The sequence below is a fragment of the Curtobacterium sp. MCLR17_040 genome, from assembly GCF_003234735.1.
In the GTDB taxonomy this organism is placed as follows: domain Bacteria; phylum Actinomycetota; class Actinomycetes; order Actinomycetales; family Microbacteriaceae; genus Curtobacterium; species Curtobacterium flaccumfaciens.
On record NZ_QKTE01000005.1, the window covers coordinates 1 to 17,794 of the forward strand.

The window sequence follows — 17,794 nt, forward strand, 5'->3', positions numbered from 1 at the left end:
CCCACGGGGTGAGGAACCAGCCGCCGATCGCACCGACCCCCGGCGGACTGTCGGTCCCGACCCCGTAAGATCGAGCACATGGCTTCGACGACCGCGCGCGGGCGAGCGAAGCGGCAGGGGCGCCAGAAGACCGACGCCGAAGGCCGCATGTCGCTCGGGCAGCACCTCATCGAGCTGCGCAACCGTCTCTTCCGCGCAGTCGTGGCGATCGTCGTCGGTGCGATCGGCGGCTGGTTCCTCACCCCGTGGGTGCTCGACGCGCTCCGGGCACCGGTGACCGAGCTCGCCAAGGTCGGCGGACACACGGCCGAGCTGAACTTCCCGATGATCACCGGGGCGTTCGACCTCAAGCTGCAGATCGCGATCACCATCGGCGTCGTCATCGCGAGCCCGGTCTGGCTGTACCAGATCTGGGCGTTCATCGTGCCCGCGCTCGTCCGGCGCGAGCGGCAGTACGTCTGGGGCTTCCTCGGCACCGCGATCCCGCTGTTCTTCGCCGGGTGCTACTTCGGGTGGTACATCCTGCCGCACGTGGTCGGCATCCTCGGCAGCTTCGTGTCGAGCCAGGACACCTCGATCGTCGATGCGAAGGCGTACTACGACTTCGTCATCAAGCTCATCGTCGCGGTCGGCATCGCGTTCGTGCTGCCGGTGTTCATCGTGCTGCTGAACTTCGTCGGGGTGCTGTCGGCCTCCGCGATCATCAAGAGCTGGCGCGTCGCGATCCTCTGCATCCTGGTCTTCTGCGCCATCGTCACGCCGAGTGCCGACGTCATCTCGATGTTCCTGCTGGCCATCCCGATGACCGTGCTGTACGTCGCGGCCTGCTTCATCGCGTGGATCCACGACCGCCGTCTGGCCAAGCGCCAGGCGAAGCTCGACGAGGAGTACGACCTGTGAGTGGCACGAGTGCGGCCGAGCGGTTCGCCGCGGCCAAGGTGCGCAACCGGTCGCGCAACCTCGAGCTCTTCCGGACGGACCTGCGGTTCGACCTCGACCCGTTCCAGTTCGCCGCCTGCGACTCGCTCGACCAGGGCCGCAGCGTCCTGGTCGCCGCCCCGACCGGAGCCGGCAAGACGATCGTGGCCGAGTTCGCCATCTGGCTCGCCATGCGCCAGCCGACGGCGAAGGTCTTCTACACGACGCCGATGAAGGCGCTCAGCAACCAGAAGTACGCCGAGCTCGTCGACGTCTACGGCGAGTCCGAGGTCGGGCTGCTCACCGGCGACACGAACGTGAACCCACGCGCCCGCGTCGTCGTGATGACGACCGAAGTGCTCCGGAACATGATCTACGCCGACTCGGACCTGCTCGACGACCTCGCCTGGGTGGTCCTCGACGAGGTGCACTACCTCGCCGACCGGTTCCGCGGTGCCGTGTGGGAAGAAGTCATCCTGCACCTCCCGACCGAGGTCCGCCTGGTCTCGCTCAGCGCGACGGTGTCCAACGCCGAGGAGTTCGGCGACTGGCTGCAGACCGTCCGCGGCGACACCGACGTCATCGTCTCCGAAGACCGCCCGGTGCCGCTCGAGCAGCACGTCCTGGTCGGTTCGAAGATGGTCGACCTGTTCGACTCGAGCGGTGCCGCGGCGACGAACCGCGTGAACCCGGAACTGCTCCGCATGGTCGGCGGCGGTTCCCGCAGCGAGCGGAACGGCGGCGGCCACCGCGGCCGGCGCGGTCGTGGTGGCTACCCCGAGCGTCGCGGGCCCCGCACCGAGAAGGTGCACCGCGAACAGATCGCGCACATGCTCGACGAGCGGATGCTCCTGCCCGCCATCTTCTTCGTGTTCAGCCGCAACGGCTGCGACCAGGGCGTCCGCAACGTCCTACGCTCGGGCCTGTCCCTGACGACGGTGCAGGAGCGCAACGAGATCCGCGAGACGGCGGAGTACCACTGCCGCACCCTGCTCGACGAAGACCTGGCCGTCCTCGGCTACTGGGAGTGGCTCGAGGGGCTCGAGCGAGGGGTCGCGGCGCACCACGCCGGCCTGCTCCCCGCCTTCAAGGAGGTCGTCGAGAACCTCTTCCAGCGCAAGCTCCTGAAGGTCGTGTTCGCTACCGAGACCCTGGCGCTCGGCGTGAACATGCCGGCGCGCACCGTCGTGCTCGAGAAGCTCGAGAAGTTCAACGGCGAAGCCCGTGTGCCGATCACCCCGGGGGAGTACACGCAGCTCACCGGTCGTGCCGGTCGTCGTGGCATCGACGTCGAGGGGCACTCGGTCATCCAGTGGACCGACGGACTCGACCCGCAGGCCGTCGCGTCGCTGGCCAGCCGCCGCACGTACCCGCTCAACTCGTCGTTCAAGCCGACCTACAACATGGCCGTCAACCTGATCGACCAGTTCGGCCGGCAGCGCACGCGCGAGGTCCTCGAGACGTCGTTCGCACAGTTCCAGGCCGACCGGTCGGTGGTCGACCTCGCCCGCAAGGTCCGCTCGCAGCAGGAGTCGCTCGACGGCTACCGCGAGGCGATGCAGTGCCACCTCGGCGACTTCACCGAGTACTCGGCACTCCGCCGTGAGCTCTCCGACCTCGAGCGCACGAACGTGCCCGGCGGTCGCGAGGCGTCGCACGGCGCCCGCCAGGAACGCCAGGCCGCGATCACGGCGGTCCGCCGCCAGCTGCAGCGCCACCCCTGCCACGCCTGCCCGGAACGCGAGGCACACGCCCGCTGGTCCGAGCGCTGGTGGAAGCTCAAGCGCGCCAACGACAAGCTCGTCCAGCAGATCCGGTCCCGCACGGGCGCCGTCGCCACGACGTTCGACCGCGTCACCGAGGTCCTGCTCGAGCTCGGCTACCTGGTGGACGCCGGCAACGGCGAAGCCACGGTGGCCGCGGGTGGCCGTCGCCTGCAGCGCATCTACGGCGACCGCGACCTGCTGGTCGCCGAGTGCCTCGAGGCGGGGGTCTGGAAGGACCTCACCCCGGCACAGCTCGCCGCCATGGCCGCGACGATCATCTACCAGCCCCGCCGCGAGGACGCGCCCGGCACGGAGCACGCCCTGCCCCGCGGTGCGTTCCGCCCCGCGCTCGACGAGACACTGACGATCTGGTCGCGCCTCGACGACATCGAGCGTGCGGCGCGCCTGGCCGGTTCGCAGCCTCCGACCCCGGCGATGGCCGTCGGCATGTTCCGCTGGGCCTCCGGCTCGGCCCTCGACGACGTCCTCCGCACCCTCGACCTGCCGGCCGGCGACTTCGTGCGCTGGTCGAAGCAGGTCATCGACCTGCTCGACCAGATCCGGAACGCCGGCGACGACGAACTCGCCCAGACCGCCCGACGGGCGACGGACGCGGTTCGCCGCGGCATCGTCGCCTACGCGGCGGTCTGACAGGAGGCCCGGTGCGGGTTCCGGAGACCAGTGTGCGCGGGCTGCCCGCGCGCGTCGGCCGCGGGGCGGTCGCGACCGGCCCGTTCGCCGCGTTGCCGCTGGGCACCGCGGTGCCGTTGGCCGTCATCGGCGGGATCCTCTTCGCCCTCGCGTTCCCGTCGCCCGGGTGGTGGTTCCTCGCCTACCCGGCACTCGCCTGCATGCTGCTCGCGGTGATGGGACAGCGGGCGCGGCGTGCGGCGTGGATCGGCTACCTCGCCGGCGCGGCGTTCTGGATCCCGGCGATCTCGTGGGCCGGTCGCTACCTGGGCCCGGTCCCGTGGTTCGCACTCGCCCTGCTCGAAGCCGCGTTCTTCGCGCTCGGCAGCGTCGCCATCGCCCTGGCGTACCGCTGGGTCGCCCGTGTGGTGCCCTCGACCGCCGGACGCGTGTGGGGCCTCCCGGCCGTCGTCGCCGCACTCTGGACCGGACGCGAGTGGTTCTCGGGGAGCTGGCCGTACGGCGGTTTCGCCTGGGGGCGGGTCGGCCTGTCGCAGTCGCAGGGGCCGTTCACGCACCTGGCCGCGTACGTCGGCGTCCTCGGGCTGACGTTCATCGTCGTGTACTGCGTCGCGGTCGTGGTGTCGCTCGCGCTCGTGGCACCCCGCGTGCCGGGCGTGACGCTCCGGCTGCCCGTGCGGGTGGCGACGGCGGGTCTGCTCGTCGCGGCGGTGCTGGCCGTGCCGGCGTGGCCGACGGCGACGAGCGGCACGATCCGGGTCGAGGCGGTGCAGGGCAACGGTCCCGCAGGGTACTTCGACCGTGCGGAGCCCGGCGACGTCCTGGCCGCGCAGGTCGCGGCGACGGACGTGGACGCGAAGGGCGTCGACCTCGTCGTGTGGCCCGAGGCCGGTGCGGAGTACGACCCGCGGCAGCAGCCGGTCATCGCGTCCGCCCTCGACTCGGTGGTCGACACGCTCGACGCCCCGATCGTCGCGGGTGCCATCACGCAGACCCCGTCGGGGGTGCTGCACAACACGTCGTTCGTGTGGACCGCCGACGGCTGGCAGTCGTCCTACGACAAGAAGCGTCCGGTGCCGTTCGGCGAGTACGTGCCCGACCGCTGGTTCTTCTCCAAGCTCGCACCGTCGCTGATCGGTCTGCTGCAGCGCGACTACACGCCGGGGACGAAGCCGAACGTGCTCTCCGTCGCGGGCATCCGTGCCGGCATCTCGATCTGCTTCGACATCGTCGACGACGGTCTGACCGCCGACATGGTGCGCGGGGGAGCGCAGGTGATCCTCGCGCAGACGAACAACGCCGACTTCTCGGGCACCGACGAGAACCTGCAGCAGCTCGAGATCGCGCGGATGCGGGCCATCGAGACCGGTCGGTCGCTGGTGAACATCTCGACCGTCGGAGCGTCGCAGGTCATCGACCCGAGCGGCCGCACGATCGACCGGGTGCCGGAGTACACCGCGACGTCGATGGTGACCGACGTGCCGCTCGGCACATCCACCACCCCCGCGTCGATCCTGTCCGGCTCGATCACGCTCATGCTCTCCCTCGGGGGGCTCCTCGTGCTCCTCGCCTGCGCGCCCTGGGGTCGTCGCACCCGCTCCTGATCGGGCACGCCGCGCCCAGCCACTGGGAACGGACTGTGAATGCGCCGGTACGGGATTGATGGGGCGTGGGACAGTGTTGTGGAGGGCAGACGAGCGAGAGGAGCACACACATGGCTGATCGGAGTCTCCGCGGCATGCGGCTCGGGAGTCAGAGTCTCCAGAGCGAAGAGGGCGTCGAGCTCTCAGATCGCAAGCGCGCGGTCTACCAGACGGATTCGGGTGAGACGTTCGACATCGTCTTCTCGGCCGATGCGGACGTCCCCCAGACCTGGTCGGAGCCGCGCTCCGGTCGCGAGGGCCGCCTGCTCGGCGACGACGGGATCCCCGTCGAGGTCGCCGAAGAGGACGTGAAGGCACCCCGTACCCACTGGGACATGCTGCTCGAGCGCCGCTCGCGCGAGGAACTCGAGGAGCTCCTCGAAGAGCGCCTGCAGGTCCTCCGCGCACGACGCGGCGCCTGACACCACCGAACACACGACGACGCCCGCCCCGGTTCCCCGGGGCGGGCGTCGTCGTTCGTTGGTGCGGGACCGTCAGCGCCGGCCGGAGCCGTCGCTGGTCCGGTGACCGGACGCGTCGTCGCCCGGCGTGGCCGGAGTGTCCGCGACCTGTTCGGCGGTCGCGTCGTCGGCCGCCGCGAGGTGCGCATCGACACTGCGGTTCGACTCCGCCAGGCGCGCGTCGAGGTCGGACTCGGGGACGATGTCCGCGGCGGTGGCGTCTGCACGCGGCATCGTGGTGTCCGCGGCTGCGGTGTTCGCCAGGCTCTCGTTCGCGAGCTTCGAGATGCGGGACAGGAAGTCCGTGCCACCGGCACCGCCGGCGACCGGACCGGCGCCGCCACCGCGGCTGGCGCTGAAGCCCTTCGCGATGCCGGACAGGGCCTCGGTGAACTCGCTCGGGATCATCCAGAGCTTGTTCGACGTGCCCTCGGCGATCTTCGGCAGGGTCTGCAGGTACTGGTAGGACAGCAGCTTCTCGTCCGGGTCACCGGTGTGGATGGCCTCGAACACGGTCGCGATGGCCTGGGCTTCACCCTCGGCACGGAGCACCTGCGCCTTGGCGTCACCCTCGGCGGCCAGGATCGCTGCCTGTCGCTGCCCCTCGGCCTCGAGGATCTGGGACTGCTTGGTTCCCTCGGCCTGGAGGATCGCGGCACGTCGGCTGCGCTCGGCACGGAGCTGCTGCTCCATGGCGTCCTGGATGGACACGGGCGGCTCGATCGCCTTGAGCTCGACTCGGCCGACGCGGATGCCCCACTTGCCCGTGGCTTCGTCGAGGACGACGCGGAGCTGGCCGTTGATGTTGTCGCGGCTGGTCAGGGCCTCTTCGAGGTTCAGGCCACCGACGACGTTGCGGAGCGTGGTGGTGGTGAGCTGCTCGACGGCGCCGAGGTAGTTCGCGATCTCGTACGTCGCGGCACGGGCGTCGGTCACCTGGAAGTAGACGACGGTGTCGATCGAGACCACCAGGTTGTCCTCGGTGATCACGGGCTGCGGCGGGAACGAGACGACCTGCTCACGCATGTCGAGCAGCGGCCGCAGGCGGTCGATGAACGGCACCAGGAGGTTCAGGCCCGGGTTGAGGGTCTTGTGGTACTTGCCGAGACGCTCGACGATCCCCGCGGTGGCCTGGGGAACGATCCGGATCGCCTTCGCCAGGACGACGATCACGAAGATGACGACGACGAGGATGAGCACGATCAGTGCGATCGTCCCCGGGGAGATGCTGGTCACGAGGTGGCCCTTTCTGCGAGGCGCACGACCGCGGTCGACCCCTCGATCGACTCGACGACCACGGGGGTCCCGAGTGGCGGTGTGCGGTCGACGGAGTCCGCGGCGAATCGCGCACTCCAGGTCTCGCCGTTGGCCAGGCGCACCTGACCGGGACTGGAGGAGGTGAAGGCGACCGCGACCGTGCCGGCGAGCCCGATGAGCCCCTCGACGTTGGTGCGGTGCGGGTCGGCACCGCGGCCGAGCGCGACGAGCAGTCGCGGTCGGACGAGCGACAGCAGCACGAGGGCGGCCACCGCGGCGACGATGGCGGACAGCCACCACGGGGCGCCGAGCAGTGCGGCGATCAACCCGCCGGCGGCACCCGCCGCGAGCATGATGAAGATGAAGTCGAGGGTGAAGATCTCGACCACGCCCAGGAGCAACACCAGGCCGATCCAGACGGTGCTCTGGATCCAATCGATTCCGTTCACGCGATCTCCCTCCCTCGGTCGCGCGCGGCGGCTCGCTGCGTCGCGACAGCCGGTACAACTCCGTTCAACATATCAGGGCCGTCCGACGGTCGTGCAGGCGATTGGTAGGCTCGGTGCGCCCGACCGGCCGGAACCAGACCTGGAGAACACGACTGTGAGCAACCCCCTCGCCCCCGGATCCCTCACCGACAAGCGCGCCGTCGTCACCGGTTCGTCCCGTGGCATCGGCGCCGACACCGTCGGGTACCTCGCCGAGGCCGGGGCGAAGGTCGTCGTGAACTACCGCAACAAGGCCAAGCGCGCGGAGCAGATCGCCGAGAAGATCGTCGAGGCCGGCGGCTCCGCCCTGGCCGTCGGCGCCGACCTGACCGAGCACGACTCCGTGCAGACCCTCGTCGACACCGTCGTCCAGGAGTGGGGCGGCATCGACCTGCTCGTGCTCAACGCGTCGGGGGGCATGGAGTCCGGCGTCGGCGAGGACTACGCGCTCCGCCTGAACCGCGACGCCCAGGTCGACATGCTGCAGACCGCCGTGCCGCACATGCCCGCCGGCTCCCGCGTGGTGTTCGTCACGAGCCACCAGGCGCACTTCGTCGAGACCGCCGAGACGATGGACGAGTACGTCCCGGTCGCCAAGAGCAAGCGTGCCGGAGAACTCGCCCTCCGTGAGCTCATCCCGCAGCTCGAGGCCGCCGGCATCGAGTTCGTCGTCGTCTCCGGCGACATGATCGAGGGCACGATCACCGCGACGCTGCTGAACCGCCTGAACCCCGGCGCGATCGAGGGTCGTCGGCAGGAGGTCGGCAAGCTCTACAGCGTGTCCGAGTTCGCGGCCGAGATCGCCCTGGCCGCCGTCGAGCCGATCCCCGCCGACCACACCAAGCTGGTCGGCGACGTCAGCGGCTTCGTCGGCTAACGTCGGGCGGGTGACCGCCAAGCCCGGCCTGCGCCGCACCTCCCGCATCCTGCTGCTCGACCCCGAGGGCCGCGTGTTCCTGATGGACACGAATTCGCCCTCGTCGGACGGCGCCCACCGCTGGATCACGCCGGGTGGTGGGGTCGACCCGGGGGAGTCCCACCGCGACGCCGCGATCCGCGAGCTGCGCGAGGAGACGGGGATCGTCGTCGACGAACCCGGCGAGCCGGTGTGGTCCTGGGACTTCACGGTCGAGTGGGACCTCGCCGACCACGACCGCGGGCACGCCGAGTTCTACGTCGTCCGCACGCCCGGTTTCGAGCTGTCGGACGCCGAGTGGACCGACGACGAGCGCGTCGACATCCTCGCCTCGCGGTGGTGGACCGCCGACGAGCTCGAGGCGACCGACGAGGAGTTCGAACCCGCCGAGCTGCCGGACCTGGTGCGCCGCCACGGCGCCTGAGCACCGCACCACGGCCTGACGGCCGACCCAGGACCGGACGGGAGGCCCGTGGCGGCCCCGCCACGGGCCTCCCGTCGGTACGCTGACCCGCATGCACACCGATCCGGTCGACGACGACCCCACCGGCGCCGACGCGCACCCTGCCGACCGGCACGGCCGGATCCGGGTGCGCGGTGCCCGCGCGAACAACCTGCGTGACGTCGACGTGGACCTGCCGAAGCGGCGGCTCACGGTGTTCACCGGGGTCTCCGGCTCGGGCAAGAGCTCGCTCGTGTTCGGCACCGTCGCCGCCGAGTCGCAGCGGATGATCAACGAGACCTACAGCGCGTTCGTGCAGGGGTTCATGCCCTCGCTCGCGCGCCCGGACGTCGACCTGCTGGACGGCCTGACCACCGCGATCGTCGTCGACCAGGAGCGCATCGGCGCCGACCCGCGCTCCACCGTCGGCACCGCCACGGACGCGAACACGATGCTGCGCGTGCTGTTCAGCCGACTCGGTCAGCCGCACATCGGGGGGCCGAACGCGTTCTCGTTCAACCTCGCCACCGTGACGGCCGGGGGAGCGATCACGGTGCAGAAGGGTGCGGACGCGAAGGCCCAGAAGGTCTCGTTCACGCGGCTCGGCGGCATGTGCGCGGACTGCGAGGGTCGCGGGCTGGTGAACGACATCGACCTGACGCAGCTGTTCGACGACACGAAGTCGCTCGGGGACGGCGCCCTCACGATCCCCGGGTACGGGACCGACGGGTGGAACGTTCGGCTGTACGCCGAGTCGGGCTACTTCGACCGGGACACCCCGATCCGCGACTTCACCGAGCAGGAGCGGCAGGACTTCCTGTACCGCGAGCCGACGAAGCAGAAGATCGCCGGCATCAACATGACGTACGAGGGGCTCGTGCACCGGGTCCGCCGATCGTTCCTGCAGAAGGACCGCGAGGCGATGCAGCCGCACATCCGGGCGTTCGTCGACCGTGCGGTGACCTTCACGACGTGTCCGGCCTGTGACGGGACCCGGTTGAACGACACCGCCCGCTCGTCGAAGATCGCGGGCCGCAGCATCGCCGACGTCTGCGCGATGCAGATCACCGACGCCGTCGCCTGGCTGCGGGGTCTGGACGACCCCGGGGTCGGGCCGTTGCTCGAGGGGCTCCGCGACCTGCTCGAGTCCTTCGTCGAGATCGGCCTCGGCTACCTGTCGCTCGACCGCCCGACCGGCACGCTGTCCGGGGGAGAGGGGCAGCGCGTGAAGATGGTGAAGCACCTGGGCTCCTCGCTCAGCGACGTCACCTACGTCTTCGACGAGCCGAGCACGGGGCTGCACCCGCACGACATCGAGCGGATGAACGAGCTGCTCGTCCGGCTGCGCGACAAGGGCAACACCGTCCTGGTCGTCGAGCACAAACCCGAGGTCATCGCGATCGCCGACCACGTCGTCGACCTCGGACCCGGTGCCGGTTCCGGCGGTGGGACGCTCTGCTACCAGGGGTCCGTCGACGGGCTGCGTGCCAGCGGGACCGTCACGGGTCGGCACCTGGACGACCGCGTCACCGTGAAGTCCGAGGTCCGTCGTCCGGACGGGGCGATCGAGATCCGCGGCGCTTCGGCCCACAACCTGCACGACGTCGACGTGGACGTCCCCACCGGGGTGCTCACCGTCGTCACGGGGGTCGCCGGCTCGGGCAAGAGCACGCTCATCCACGGGTCGCTGGCCCGGCGCGACGACGTGGTCGCCATCGACCAGAGCGGGATCCGTGGCTCACGGCGGAGCAACCCGGCGACGTACACCGGTCTGCTCGAGCCGATCCGCAAGGCCTTCGCGAAGGCCAACGGCGTCAAGCCCGCACTGTTCAGCGCCAACTCGGAGGGCGCCTGCCCGGCGTGCAACGGTGCCGGTGTCGTGTACACCGACCTCGGCATGATGGCGGGCGTCGCGAGCCCCTGTGTCGAGTGCGACGGCAAGCGGTTCGACCAGTCCGTGCTCGGGTACCACCTGGGCGGGAAGGACATCAGCGAGGTCCTCGGCATGTCCGTCGCCGACGCGCTGGCGTTCTTCGCGGCGGGGGAGTCCGCACTGCCGGCGGCCCACACGATCCTCGCCCGGCTCGCAGACGTGGGGCTCGGCTACCTGACGATCGGACAGCCGCTCACCACGTTGTCCGGGGGAGAGCGGCAGCGGCTCAAGCTCGCGACGCACCTCGGTGACCGGGGTGGCGTGGTGGTGCTCGACGAGCCGACCGCGGGCCTGCACCTGGCCGACGTCGAGCAGCTGCTCGGCCTGCTCGACCGGCTCGTCGACGCCGGCCGGACGGTCGTCGTGATCGAGCACCACCAGGCCGTGATGGCGCACGCCGACTGGATCATCGACCTCGGGCCGGGCGCCGGGCACGACGGTGGACGGATCGTGTTCGAGGGGACGCCCGCTGCACTCGTGGCGGCGCGGTCGACGCTGACCGGGCAGCACCTGGCGGCGTACGTCGGAGCCTGAGTCGGGGGACAGGCTCGGACGGCGAATCTGGGCGCCAGCCGTGTGTGAGGACTACCGTTCTGACTGACGCTCACGATCGGCTGCCCGGCCTGGATCGGCGTCCTGACCAGAAGGAGCTCCACCATGTCCAACCCCGGCAACGCGCCCGCGCAGTCGAACACCTTCGCCATCGTCTCCCTGGTGCTCGGCATCATCGGGACCTTCGTGGGCCTGTTCGTGCCGATCGTCGGTGTCATCGGCGGCATCGTCGGTCTCGTACTCGGCATCTCGGCGCGCAAGCGTGGCGGCAGCCGCGGGATGATCACGGCGGGCGTCATCCTGTCGATCGTCGCCATCGTCATCGGTGTGATCGGTTTCATCATCAACGCGGTGGCGCTCTCGAACATGTGAGTGGTGCGCTTCGCATCGTGAGCAGCAATGGTCGAGTCCAGCGGATGGACTCGACCATTGCTGCTCACCAGGTGTCTCGGCGCCGAGCTTGCCGCTGTTCAGGAACGCGGGCGTACCGTCCGGCGCATGAGCTACAGCCAGCCTGACCCAGCCGAAGAGACCACCCAGAGCGAGCCGCCGGAGCAGCCCGACACCGACCAGGACACCCTGGAGGAACAGGGCGGCGAGCCGGCGGCGCTCGAGATCGACGCCGACGACGTCCCGACGAAGCCCGCCGACTGACACCGTCGTCATCCAGTGAGCAGAAGAGGTCGAGTCCGTGCAGCGGACTCGACCTCTTCTGCTCACGAAGCGTCGTACGGGGCGTCTGCCGGAGCGCCGATAATGCATATTATGTCAACTCAGGCTTATGTCGACTCAGGTGTTCCTGCCCTGCCCGCTCGGCTGACGGGACGCTCGACATCACTTCCCTAGCGTGGACCCGTGCACGATCACCGAGATGACCAACGCCGCTCACGAACCGTGACACCCCGGGTCCTGTTCGCCGTCGCCCTGTCCGCGTTCCTCGTGCTGATCGGCACGCCACCTGCATCGGCGCACGCAGCACTGACCTCGAGTGATCCGGCGGACGGCGCCACCGTGGCTGCCGACCTTGAGCGAGTGACACTCAGCTTCAGCGAGGCGCCGCTTGCCGGGCTCGAAGCCGGTCTGCGCATCGAGGTCCGGGACGACGGCGGGACCGACGAGTCGTCCGGAGCGGTGGCCGTCGAGGGCACCTCGATGTCCAAGGCGGTGTCGCTCTCCCCCGGCCCGCACACCCTCGTCTGGCGGTACGTCTCCCCTGACGGCCATCCGATCGAGGGGCAGCTCGCGTTCTCGGTGGAACCGGCCGCATCTCCGACCGTTCCACCCACGACGACGAGCCCGACGGCCGCGCCCACATCATCCTCGGAACCGTCGGCAGCGGCAGCGGCAGCGGGAGCCGCACCGAACACGGGTGCCGGAACGCACGCGCACGGCCACGGCGGCCCGGCACTCCTGGTCGGGGTCGTCGGGATCCTGGCAGTGCTCGTCATCGGCGCGGTCGTGCTCCGCATCCGCCGGGGCGCGGACGCGCGGACCGAGGGCTGACGGGACGCCCGAGCCTCAGAACACCGCGACGGTCATGCCCGACGAGGTCGCAGGGCGGTCCATCGCGACGAGCGCCTCGGGTAGATCGTCGAAGCCGATCGTGCGGCCGATCGTCTCCTCCGGACGCAGCCGCCCGGCCACGATGGCGTCGAGCATCGCGCCGTACTCCCCGACCGCTGCCCCGTGGCTGCCGAGCAGTTCGAGTTCGTCCGCGATGACCCGGCCCATCGGGATCGCCGGAGCGGCTTCGTCGTCGAGCAGCAGCCCCACCTGCACGTGCCGACCGCGCGGACGCAGGGACGCCACGGCGGCGACCGAGGTGGCACGGCTGCCGTAGGCGTCGAGCGAGACGTGTGCTCCGCCGCCCGTGCGGGACCGGACCGTGGTGACGACATCGGCGTCCATCAGCACGGTGTCGGCGCCGAGGGCGGCGGCGCGTTCGAGTGCTGCCGCGGAGACGTCGACGGCGACGACGTGCGCGCCGGCGGCCACGGCGACCATGACCGCGGAGAGCCCGACTCCCCCGCAGCCGTAGACCACGACCCACTCCCCTGCGGCGACGCGCCCTCGGGCGTGCAGGGCGTGGAACGCGGTGCCGAATCGGCATCCGAGCGCTGCCGCCACCGCGAAGTCCACGGCGTCGGGCAGCGCGACGAGGTTCAGGTCGGCGTGTGGGACGACCAGGGAGTCCGCGTACGAGCCCTGCAGGTCGAACCCGGGCTGCTGCTGGGCGGTGCACACCTGGGTGGCGCCGTCGAGGCACTCGGCGCAGGTCCCGCAGGCGAACACGAACGGTGCCGTCACCCGGTCACCCACGGCGAAGCGCTGGACGCCCGTGCCGATCGACGCGACGACGCCGGCGAACTCGTGGCCGGGCACGTGCGGCAGCCGGACGGAGTCGTCGTGGCCCTTCCAGGCGTGCCAGTCACTGCGGCAGACGCCGGTGGCAGCCACCCGGACGACGACGCCGTGGTCGGGTGCGACCGGTTCCGGCAGGTCGACGATCGAGGGGACGGAACCGAACTGGGCGTACTGGACGGCGCGCATGCCGCCATCCTGACAGACGGGAGGTCGCAAGACGACGGAGCCCCGACCCCGGGGGTCAGGACTCCGTTGCATCGCCGTGCTGCAAGTGATGGATCAGCGCTGCCGCCGCTGGTTCCGGTTCGTTCCGAGCATCGCGGCGCCGAGCGCCAGCAGGAGGAGCGCGACGCCGAGGACGAGTGGCGCTCCCGACGTGCCCGTGAAGGCGAGTTCCCCGACACCCGCGCGCGCACCGGGCGGCGGTGTGACAGGCGGAACGGTCGTCGCCCCGGAGCCGGGGACCGCGCCGGCGCCGGGGACCGCGCCGGCGCCGGGGACCGCGCCGGCGCCGGGAACCGTGCCGGGGTCGGGACCGGGGTCAGGCCCGGGTTCCGGCTCGGGGTGCGACGGCGAGTCGTCGACCTGCAGCCCCGCATCGACCGTGCGGTCGCGGGTGATCGATTCCTTCGCGCCTTCGTCGGAGCGTTCCCATGCGAGCGAGACCGCGGGTGTCTCGCCGTCCTGGCCGGCGTCCGAGTCGATGGTGCCGTCGGTTCCGACGTGCTCCTTCGTGAACCGACGGCCGTCCGGAGCCGTGAACGTCACGACGTAGGCACCCGGGCGGAGTCCGTCGAAGGAGTACTCCCCATCGGGTCCCGAAGTGGTCGCGCGTACGACATCGGCACCACGATCGTCGACGCCGGACAGCTGGACCGGTACGCCGTCGATGCCCGGCTCGTCGGAACCCTGGAGACCGTCACCGTCGCTGTCCGTCCACACCCGGTCTCCGATGCTGCCGGCGACGACCCGCACGGTGGCGCGGTTCGACAGCGCGGCGAGTTCGAGGTTCGAGGCGCGGAGCCCGAAGCGGTTCGTGTAGGTGTCGCCGTCCCGCTGCCCGTGGGTCTGCACCACGACGTGGTGTCGGACCGACTGGCCCGGGGCGACCTCGCCGGTCCGTTCGATCCGCACGGCGGTGACGTCGGCGAGTTCCGCGGACCCGCACGCGGCGTCGCCGAGGTCCGCCGCCGCGCACCAGAGCGTGCTGCCGCCCGGTTGGTTGGACGGTGCAGAGCCGTCGAGCGAGATGGAGGCCGGATCGCTCGTGGTGTAGCGCACGGTCTCACCGGCGCCGGGTGCGACGTCGACGCGGTCTGCCAGCGAGACCGTCCCGTGGAAGGCGGAGCCCTGAGGGTCGCCTCGGTGCGGCAGGACGTCGATGACGTCGAGCCCGCTGATGCTCCGGGCGTCGCGGTTCGTGTAGAGCAGGTCCCATTCGAGCTGGTCTCCCGTCGCGACGACCGGTTCGGTGGCGACCTTCTCGACACCGACACCGACCGCGGCGACGACCTGCACCGCTCGTTGGGTGTCGCGGCGGAACGCTTCGGAGCGGTCCGTCGGCGACGCGATGGTCGCGTAGTTCTGCACCGGTCCGGCTGGCGCGAGACTCGACACCTGCAGTTCGTAGGTGATCGGCGGGATCTTCGTGTTCGGCTGCAGGCCGTCGAGTGTCCACGTGAGGCGCTGGCGGAGGTTGCCGGCGTTGTCCGTGATCGTGTCGATCTCGGCCGGACGGGACGCACTCTCCGCGATGTAGTCGGTGTGCATCGGCAGCACGTCGCGGACCGTCACCGTGGTCGGTTGACCACCGGAGTGGCCGTTGGTGAGTGTCGGGTAGAGGGCGTACTCGAGAGTGCTCCCGGACCCGACGAAGCTCGTCTTGTCCGGTGTGTCCTCCGCGGTCGTGCCCGGGTCGACGATCTTCTTCCTGATGCGTGCGAGGTTCTCCGTGATCACGACGCTGTCGGCCATGGCTCCGGCGCCGTTCTCCGGCCGAGCCGTGTCGTGGGTCCAGACGTCGGTGTGTTCGCCGAGCAGGGCGTGTCCGAAGTCGTACGCGCGGGTCCCCGAGGGTGCGGCGGACACTGCGACGTACGTGTGCAGCACCGCTCTCGCCCCACCGTCGACGTCGCCGAGCGCGCGCACGGCGCCGACCGCGGCGCGACCGCCCGGAACGTCGTCCGGGCTGGTGAACCACGGTCCGTCGTCATCGTCGCACGTGCGTCCCTGGCCGGACGCGGGGCTCGTCATGTCGTAGGCCGCGTACTCGATCCGCGGTCTGCTCAACCCGCTGGTCCACGCCGTCGCCCCCGGGGTGCCCGCGCGCGTGAGGCGCTGGGTCTCGCGATCGAAGGTGTCGCAGAGGATCGTGCCGGTGTAACGGCTGTACCCGTCGTTGAGGACGGTGACGTCGCTCCGCAGGACCTGCCCTTGCGTCACCCACGGATCGCCGGCGCGGGCGGAACCCTCGACGGTGGTGCCGGCGCCGTCGATGACGCGCCAGAGTCGCTTGCCGGCAGTGCCGGACCCGAGACCCACCAGGTTGCGCGACGTGGTGTTGTCGGCGAGGGGCTCCTCGCTGCCGGGGTAGTTCTGTGCGCCACTCGCCGAGGTGGTCTGCAGGGCCGAGTACCGATTGGTCGACAGGACAGAGCCCGGCGGGTAGGGCAGCCAGAGGCTCAGGTAACCCGAGACGAAGTACGCCCTGGTGCCACCCGTGACCGGGCCACTGCTGAGCGACTGGGTGGGGATGCGGTCCGGATCGGTGACGGTGTCCGTGATCGTCACGTCGATGTCCGCGCCGGGCGAGGACTGCGCGCAGACGATGGTCCCCGAGTCGACCACGCTGCGCGGCCCGCCACCCCGTCCGCCCGGCAGGCCGTCGAAGCGCCAGGCGTTCGTCGCGTTCACGCCACAGGCAGGCGCGGTCCCGTTCCACAGCACGGCGGTCGACGGCAGGTCGCCGAGGATCTCGGACACGTCGTCGGTGAAGGTCATCGGGCCGGCGCTCGCTTCGAACCCGAGCAGGCCCTGTCCGGCGACGACGGGCTCCCAGTTGACCGCGATCGGGTAGACGAGGCGGAGGCCTCGATCGCCGTCGGGGCCGACGGCGTCAGGGGTGAGCGACGAACCGACGACGTCCTTGCTGAGGTTGTAGCGCGCAGCTGCCGAGACCGTCACGGTCGGTGCGACTGCCGTCACGACGCCGTTGTCAGCGTTGTCCGCGGTGGCTTCGACCGTGACGTCGATCTCGTCGCCGTGCCGCATGGTGCCGGAGACGTCGAGCACGACGGGGACCTCGACGAGGTTGCCTTCCGTCAGGTCACCGACCGAGCAGGTGAGCCGCTGCCCGTCGATGCGCGACGCGGCCCCGGTGCACGGCTTGGGCAGGCCCGCCCAGGTCGTGCCGGCCGGAGCGGTCGCGACGAACCGCTGGTCGACGCTGTCGCCGTCGTTCACGCTCATCTCCACGCTGTACGTGATCGCGTCGAGTGTCCGCACGATGCCGTTCGTTCCGCTCGAGTCGCCTCCGGGTCGGTCGTCCGGGCTGAACGGACCGTTCCCGTCCTTGGCGACCTTCGCAGCGAGACCGACCGTCCCTGCTGGGCGGGCGGTCGACCGCGGAGCGTCCGTCGCGGCCGTGCCGACCGCTCCCCCGGCTGGGGTCGCGCCCGCTGGGGCGACGGCGGCGAGTGGGAGCGTCATCGACAACGCCGTGGCGACGACTGCTCGGATCGGGATGCGTGTTCGCATGGGACTCCTCGTGCGGGCGGATGCGGGTGCACCCACTGCCCAGGAGTGTAGGAATCCATCTGGAATGCTGCAATGAATATGTCGTATTCGTTTTTGCGGGCTTCGCGGACGCATCGAGGGACGGTCCACCGGATCGGGATCGGACGTCGACCCTCCGCCGCGTCTCCGGTTGACTGAGGCGATGACCGATCTGCGCTTCTCCGCCGACCCCGAAGACCTCGACGTCGACCGCGTGCACCGCTGGCTGAGCGAGGAGTCGTACTGGGCCCGCGGCCGTGACCGGGCGACGCAGGAGGCGATCATCGCCGGCTCCCGGAACTTCGGCGTGTACGACGCGACGAGCGGCGCGCAGCTCGGCTACGCGCGCGTGATCACCGACGGCGTGACGTTCGGCTGGCTCGCCGACGTGTTCGTGGACCCCGACGCCCGGGGCCGCGGCGTCGGGGTCGCACTCGTGCGCGGCGTGACCGAGGCGGTCGAGCCGCTCGGCCTGAAGCGCTTCGCCCTGTTCACCGCGGACGCCCACGGGCTGTACGAGCGGTTCGGGTTCCGCCCGCTGCCCGATCCGGACGGCTGGATGATGCGTCCCGGGCCGGGGTTCGGCGCCGACGTGCACGACTGACGGGGCGCGGGTGCACACGCAGCGC

At 70.7% G+C, this 17,794-nt stretch carries 15 protein-coding genes; 11 read left to right on the top strand and 4 right to left on the bottom strand.

Going from position 1 to position 17,794, the window contains the following annotated elements; translation table 11 throughout:
- Positions 1–147 precede the first annotated feature (147 nt).
- From tatC to DEJ01_RS06220, 4 genes are all read left to right on the top strand, one after another.
- Positions 148–900, top strand: coding sequence for a twin-arginine translocase subunit TatC (tatC, locus tag DEJ01_RS06205; protein ID WP_110863923.1), 753 nt, complete (start codon positions 148–150; stop codon positions 898–900).
- Positions 897–3,335, top strand: coding sequence for an RNA helicase (locus DEJ01_RS06210; RefSeq protein ID WP_071244709.1), 2,439 nt, complete (start codon positions 897–899; stop codon positions 3,333–3,335). Before tatC ends, DEJ01_RS06210 begins: the two co-directional genes overlap by 4 nt.
- Positions 3,336–3,346: 11 nt before the next feature.
- Positions 3,347–4,939 carry an apolipoprotein N-acyltransferase gene (lnt, locus tag DEJ01_RS06215; RefSeq protein WP_258375653.1) on the top strand — a complete coding sequence of 531 codons (1,593 nt, stop codon included), beginning with the start codon at positions 3,347–3,349 and terminating at the stop codon, positions 4,937–4,939.
- 110 nt (positions 4,940–5,049) lie between these two features.
- Entirely contained in the window at positions 5,050–5,400 is a 351-nt protein-coding gene (locus DEJ01_RS06220) for an RNA polymerase-binding protein RbpA (protein ID WP_027465636.1), read from the top strand.
- Positions 5,401–5,472: 72 nt separating this feature from the next.
- Here DEJ01_RS06220 and DEJ01_RS06225 read toward each other — a convergent pair whose 3' ends face one another.
- Together DEJ01_RS06225 and DEJ01_RS06230 are read right to left on the bottom strand one after the other, a co-directional pair.
- Positions 5,473–6,675: an SPFH domain-containing protein gene (locus DEJ01_RS06225; RefSeq protein ID WP_111054244.1), complete on the bottom strand. Its 1,203-nt coding sequence runs from the start codon at positions 6,673–6,675 to the stop codon at positions 5,473–5,475.
- Positions 6,672–7,145 (bottom strand): NfeD family protein, encoded by a 474-nt coding sequence (locus tag DEJ01_RS06230; RefSeq protein ID WP_071244706.1) that lies wholly within the window; start codon positions 7,143–7,145, stop codon positions 6,672–6,674. The genes DEJ01_RS06225 and DEJ01_RS06230 overlap by 4 nt, the downstream gene beginning before the upstream one ends.
- A 154-nt stretch (positions 7,146–7,299) precedes the next feature.
- Here DEJ01_RS06230 and DEJ01_RS06235 point away from each other — a divergent pair, with 154 nt between their 5' ends.
- The 6 genes from DEJ01_RS06235 to DEJ01_RS06255 all read left to right on the top strand — a co-directional run bounded on the left by DEJ01_RS06235 (position 7,300) and on the right by DEJ01_RS06255 (position 12,530).
- Positions 7,300–8,061 (top strand): SDR family oxidoreductase, encoded by a 762-nt coding sequence (locus DEJ01_RS06235; protein WP_111054243.1) that lies wholly within the window; start codon positions 7,300–7,302, stop codon positions 8,059–8,061.
- A 10-nt stretch (positions 8,062–8,071) separates the two neighbouring features.
- A complete protein-coding gene (locus tag DEJ01_RS06240; protein ID WP_111092508.1) occupies positions 8,072–8,524 on the top strand; it encodes an NUDIX hydrolase in 453 nt (150 codons plus the stop codon).
- Positions 8,525–8,615: 91 nt separating this feature from the next.
- Positions 8,616–11,009, top strand: coding sequence for an excinuclease ABC subunit UvrA (locus tag DEJ01_RS06245; protein WP_220038666.1), 2,394 nt, complete (start codon positions 8,616–8,618; stop codon positions 11,007–11,009).
- 123 nt (positions 11,010–11,132) lie between these two features.
- Complete coding sequence (locus tag DEJ01_RS06250) at positions 11,133–11,399, top strand: DUF4190 domain-containing protein (RefSeq protein WP_111039357.1); 267 nt, start codon at positions 11,133–11,135, stop codon at positions 11,397–11,399.
- Between the two features lie 126 nt (positions 11,400–11,525).
- Positions 11,526–11,681 (top strand): hypothetical protein, encoded by a 156-nt coding sequence (locus DEJ01_RS18075; protein ID WP_181438370.1) that lies wholly within the window; start codon positions 11,526–11,528, stop codon positions 11,679–11,681.
- A 201-nt stretch (positions 11,682–11,882) separates the two neighbouring features.
- A complete protein-coding gene (locus tag DEJ01_RS06255; RefSeq protein WP_111092509.1) occupies positions 11,883–12,530 on the top strand; it encodes a copper resistance protein CopC in 648 nt (215 codons plus the stop codon).
- A gap of 15 nt (positions 12,531–12,545) precedes the next feature.
- Here the strand turns inward: DEJ01_RS06255 and DEJ01_RS06260 are convergent, their stop codons facing one another.
- Both DEJ01_RS06260 and DEJ01_RS06265 read right to left on the bottom strand, forming a co-directional pair.
- Positions 12,546–13,577: an alcohol dehydrogenase catalytic domain-containing protein gene (locus DEJ01_RS06260; RefSeq protein ID WP_111092510.1), complete on the bottom strand. Its 1,032-nt coding sequence runs from the start codon at positions 13,575–13,577 to the stop codon at positions 12,546–12,548.
- A 93-nt stretch (positions 13,578–13,670) separates the two neighbouring features.
- On the bottom strand, positions 13,671–17,147 hold the full coding sequence (locus DEJ01_RS06265) for an SdrD B-like domain-containing protein (protein WP_111092511.1): 3,477 nt from the start codon (positions 17,145–17,147) through the stop codon (positions 13,671–13,673).
- A gap of 181 nt (positions 17,148–17,328) precedes the next feature.
- On the opposite strand from DEJ01_RS06265, the gene DEJ01_RS06270 reads away from it, so the two are divergent.
- The gene (locus DEJ01_RS06270; protein ID WP_111045967.1) at positions 17,329–17,769 is read left to right on the top strand and encodes a GNAT family N-acetyltransferase; all 441 of its coding nucleotides are present in this window, start codon (positions 17,329–17,331) and stop codon (positions 17,767–17,769) included.
- Positions 17,770–17,794: the final 25 nt, after the last annotated feature.

What these genes read in the sequence shown, in the direction of transcription:
- DEJ01_RS06220 (WP_027465636.1), top strand. Translation starts at nt 5,050, where the DNA reads ATGGCTGATCGGAGTCTCCGCGGCATGCGGCTCGGGAGTCAGAGTCTC.
- DEJ01_RS18075 (WP_181438370.1), top strand. Translation starts at nt 11,526, where the DNA reads ATGAGCTACAGCCAGCCTGACCCAGCCGAAGAGACCACCCAGAGCGAG.
- DEJ01_RS06260 (WP_111092510.1), bottom strand. Translation starts at nt 13,577, where the DNA reads ATGCGCGCCGTCCAGTACGCCCAGTTCGGTTCCGTCCCCTCGATCGTC.
- DEJ01_RS06250 (WP_111039357.1), top strand. Translation starts at nt 11,133, where the DNA reads ATGTCCAACCCCGGCAACGCGCCCGCGCAGTCGAACACCTTCGCCATC.
- DEJ01_RS06265 (WP_111092511.1), bottom strand. Translation starts at nt 17,147, where the DNA reads ATGCGAACACGCATCCCGATCCGAGCAGTCGTCGCCACGGCGTTGTCG.
- tatC (WP_110863923.1), top strand. Translation starts at nt 148, where the DNA reads ATGTCGCTCGGGCAGCACCTCATCGAGCTGCGCAACCGTCTCTTCCGC.
- DEJ01_RS06245 (WP_220038666.1), top strand. Translation starts at nt 8,616, where the DNA reads ATGCACACCGATCCGGTCGACGACGACCCCACCGGCGCCGACGCGCAC.
- DEJ01_RS06270 (WP_111045967.1), top strand. Translation starts at nt 17,329, where the DNA reads ATGACCGATCTGCGCTTCTCCGCCGACCCCGAAGACCTCGACGTCGAC.